The organism is Sphingobacterium thermophilum, from assembly GCF_039541675.1.
GTDB lineage: Bacteria > Bacteroidota > Bacteroidia > Sphingobacteriales > Sphingobacteriaceae > Sphingobacterium > Sphingobacterium thermophilum.
The window spans coordinates 1-3,115 of record NZ_BAABGR010000036.1; the positions used below are offsets into that span (position 1 = coordinate 1).

A 3,115-nucleotide genomic window follows, 5' to 3' on the forward strand; every position below is an offset into this window, starting at 1 on the left:
GTCCGCCGGTTGTGCCGTGTGCGATGCGGTTCTGGCAATCTGGTTCTTCTTTGGTGCACCTACCATTTGGAACGTATTCAAAAAACAAAAAACAATTACGGCATAAATGTATTCCACTTTATTAGTCTTTCACTCTTTGATTCGTTGGCTTGTACTAGTCTTTATACTGTATTCTATTTACAGGGCCTTTGTCGGCTTGGTCAATGACAGGTCTTTTTCAAAAACGGACAACGCTTTTCGACACTGGACGGCTACGGTTGCGCATATTCAACTAATGATTGGCATCATCCTATATACGAAGAGCCCACTGGTCAAATATTTTTGGAAAGAAAAGGAAAGTAGTTTTCAAAACTTAGAACTGACTTTTTACGGTTTAATTCATATTGTTTTAATGCTAACTGCTATTGTGGTGGTAACAATCGGCTCGGCAAAGGCAAAGCGACAGCAAACGGACAAGAAGAAATTTAAAACAATGTTCGTTTGGTTTACCATTGGATTAATCCTCATTTTCGTAGCCATTCCCTGGCCGTTTTCACCCTTATCAGGCAGACCTTATTTCAGAATATTTTAATGATGAAGAAACTTTTCAACACATCTATCGGACGTTTACGAATCCTTGCCATATTAGAGGGCATATCATTAATTGTCTTGGTTTTTATTGCTGTACCCTTGAAGTACGTTTGGGATATTCCTGGCTTGTCAAAGTCACTTGGCCCCATTCACGGCGCACTTTTCCTGCTGTTTGTGTTTAATGCGTTGCGTGTAGGAGTAGAACAACAGTGGAAATTTAAAGAGATTACCTGGAAGATTCTTGTTGCTTGTTTTATTCCTTTTGGTACGTTTTATATTGACTATAAAATACTTCGTAAAATCGACAAGGAATGAAGCAGACAAATGTTTCAAGTTACCTTCGCACAATCTTTACAAATTCCTGTAAGTACACAATTTATGCTTTCGACATGATATCCTTCAGGTACGGAAAAATGAACTGCCTGTGGCAGGCATTCTATGGTATTGCACTTCTTACACCGAAAATGAAAATGATTTTGGGGAAAAGCCTTATCATCACATTTAATGCAAACTGCAAAATATTGTTTACCATCTTCCGCCACGATTTTATGCACTTGGCCGTCTTCGCAAAAGCGGTTCAGTATTCTGTAAATCGTAGCCCTGTCAATTGCTACATCAATGTTCTTTTCAATTGCATCACGACTCATCGCCTTCCCTGTTCGGGTCAATAGCTCAAGAACTGCATCTTTGGAGGGAGTATTTCTTCTTTTCATTTTAAGCATATTGCACAAAATTAATGCAAAAAATTTGCATTAACTAAATGCAACACTGTCGCATTAATTATTTTATTATTACCTTTGCCCAAAAAGAATGACAAGACGAGAGCTTATAAAACAGTGTGGCTTTGCTTTAACGGCATTGGCAATGCCTTTTCCATTGATAACCTTTTCAAAAGATAATAGTATGACAGACAAAAAACAATTCGATGTAATCATCATAGGCGGCAGCTATGCCGGACTTTCAGCGGCAATGGCCTTGGGGCGTTCGTTAAAAAATGTACTTATTATAGACAGCGGGAAACCCTGTAATCGTTATACCCCACACTCGCATAACTTTATCACGCAGGACGGTTCCGTCCCGGGAGAAATTGCGACAAAAGCCAAAGAACAAGTATTGAAATACGATACCGTGAAATTCCTTGAAGGCTATGCTGCTGAAGGAAAGAAAACCGAAAACGGTTTTGAAATTGCCGTAGAGTCCGGTGAAAGATTTTCGGCCAAAAAACTAATTTTTGCAACCGGTGTAAAAGATATTTTCCCCGATATAAAGGGTTTTGAAGAATGCTGGGGCAAAACCGTTATTCATTGCCCCTACTGTCACGGTTATGAATTTAAAGGAGCTAAAACAGCCGTCATTGCCAATGGCGATCGGGCTTTTCACGTTGCTTCATTAGTCAATAATCTGACCGATAAAATCACGATTGTAACAAGAGGTAAAGCGGATTTCACGGAAGAACAATCTGTCAAACTAAAAAACCATCAAATCAATATTATCGAGAAAGAAATAGAAGAAATCAAACATCAAAACGGGAATATTACTGCGTTGATTTTTGAAGACGGAACGCAAGAAAACTTTGATGCAGCCTATGCCGCAATTCCATTTGAACAACATTGCAAAATTCCACTGGATTTAGGATGCGAAATTACAGAAACGGGACTGATAAAAGTAGATATGTTTCAACAGACAACTGTTCACGGCGTCTATGCTTGTGGTGACAATATCAATCCATTGCGTTCGGTGGCCAATGCGGTTTTCAAGTGGAAATATAACCGGAGCGATGGTGAATCACCGTTTGACAGAAGAAAAATTTTAATGGATAAAATCGTCAAGGAAGTGAATGAAAAAGGTAGATTGGCATTGGGATAATAGTTGAAAGTGTAGTACTATTATAACTTCATTTACTTCTTTTTTTATAAATTAGCAAACGGCTTATGCTAAGGTAGTGACAAACTGAGGCTTTGTGTTTCTATCTCCGCTGCTTCCCAAAGCTGCGAATTTTTAGAAATCATATTAATTCAAATAAAAATGTCCATAACGAAAGAATCAGAATTAACCGGAATGCAAAAAGTGAGCGAAGCGGTTGCTTACACATTGAAGGAAATGCGCAACTATGCAAAACCGGGAATGACAACCAAAGAATTAGACGACTTCGGGGCAAAAATACTTTCAGGCTTCGGAGCAAAATCCGCACCGTATCTGACTTATGGTTTTCCAGGTTGGACTTGTATCAGTGTGGACAATGAGTTTTGCCACGGCATTCCGTCCGAGAAAAGAATACTGAAAGAGGGCGATTTGGTGAACATTGACGTTTCCGCCGAACTCGACGGCTTTTGGTCGGACAACGGAGGCTCATTCGTACTTGGAGAAGACGTCAACCAACATCAAAAATTGGTGGATGCATCCAAAGAAATCCTGCAAAAAGCCATCCGTAATATTAAGGGTGGCGTAAAAATTTCAGAAATCGGACACATCATGGAAACCGAAGCAAAAAAAAGAGGCTTCAAGGTTGTTAAAAATTTGGGTGGACACGGCATCGGAAGGAGTT

Annotated in this window: 5 protein-coding genes; 4 read left to right on the forward strand and 1 reads right to left on the reverse strand. The window is 39.5% G+C overall.

Annotation, left to right across the window (positions count from 1 at the left end; genetic code table 11):
• Nucleotides 1-274 precede the first annotated feature (274 nt).
• Nucleotides 275-571 (forward strand): hypothetical protein, encoded by a 297-nt coding sequence (locus ABD873_RS12580; RefSeq protein ID WP_345068827.1) that lies wholly within the window; start codon nucleotides 275-277, stop codon nucleotides 569-571.
• A complete protein-coding gene (locus ABD873_RS12585) occupies nucleotides 571-885 on the forward strand; it encodes a DUF3817 domain-containing protein (protein ID WP_345068830.1) in 315 nt (104 codons plus the stop codon). Before ABD873_RS12580 ends, ABD873_RS12585 begins: the two co-directional genes overlap by 1 nt.
• A gap of 14 nt (nucleotides 886-899) precedes the next feature.
• Here the strand turns inward: ABD873_RS12585 and ABD873_RS12590 are convergent, their stop codons facing one another.
• Nucleotides 900-1,283 (reverse strand): Fur family transcriptional regulator, encoded by a 384-nt coding sequence (locus ABD873_RS12590; protein WP_345068832.1) that lies wholly within the window; start codon nucleotides 1,281-1,283, stop codon nucleotides 900-902.
• A gap of 97 nt (nucleotides 1,284-1,380) precedes the next feature.
• Here ABD873_RS12590 and ABD873_RS12595 point away from each other — a divergent pair, with 97 nt between their 5' ends.
• Entirely contained in the window at nucleotides 1,381-2,436 is a 1,056-nt protein-coding gene (locus ABD873_RS12595) for an NAD(P)/FAD-dependent oxidoreductase (protein ID WP_345068834.1), read from the forward strand.
• A 159-nt stretch (nucleotides 2,437-2,595) separates the two neighbouring features.
• A partial coding sequence (map, locus tag ABD873_RS12600) for a type I methionyl aminopeptidase (protein ID WP_345068177.1) occupies nucleotides 2,596-3,115 on the forward strand: 520 nt, incomplete at its 3' end.

What these genes read in the sequence shown, in the direction of transcription:
- ABD873_RS12595 (WP_345068834.1), top strand. Translation starts at nt 1,381, where the DNA reads ATGACAAGACGAGAGCTTATAAAACAGTGTGGCTTTGCTTTAACGGCA.
- ABD873_RS12590 (WP_345068832.1), bottom strand. Translation starts at nt 1,283, where the DNA reads ATGAAAAGAAGAAATACTCCCTCCAAAGATGCAGTTCTTGAGCTATTG.
- ABD873_RS12585 (WP_345068830.1), top strand. Translation starts at nt 571, where the DNA reads ATGATGAAGAAACTTTTCAACACATCTATCGGACGTTTACGAATCCTT.
- ABD873_RS12580 (WP_345068827.1), top strand. Translation starts at nt 275, where the DNA reads ATGATTGGCATCATCCTATATACGAAGAGCCCACTGGTCAAATATTTT.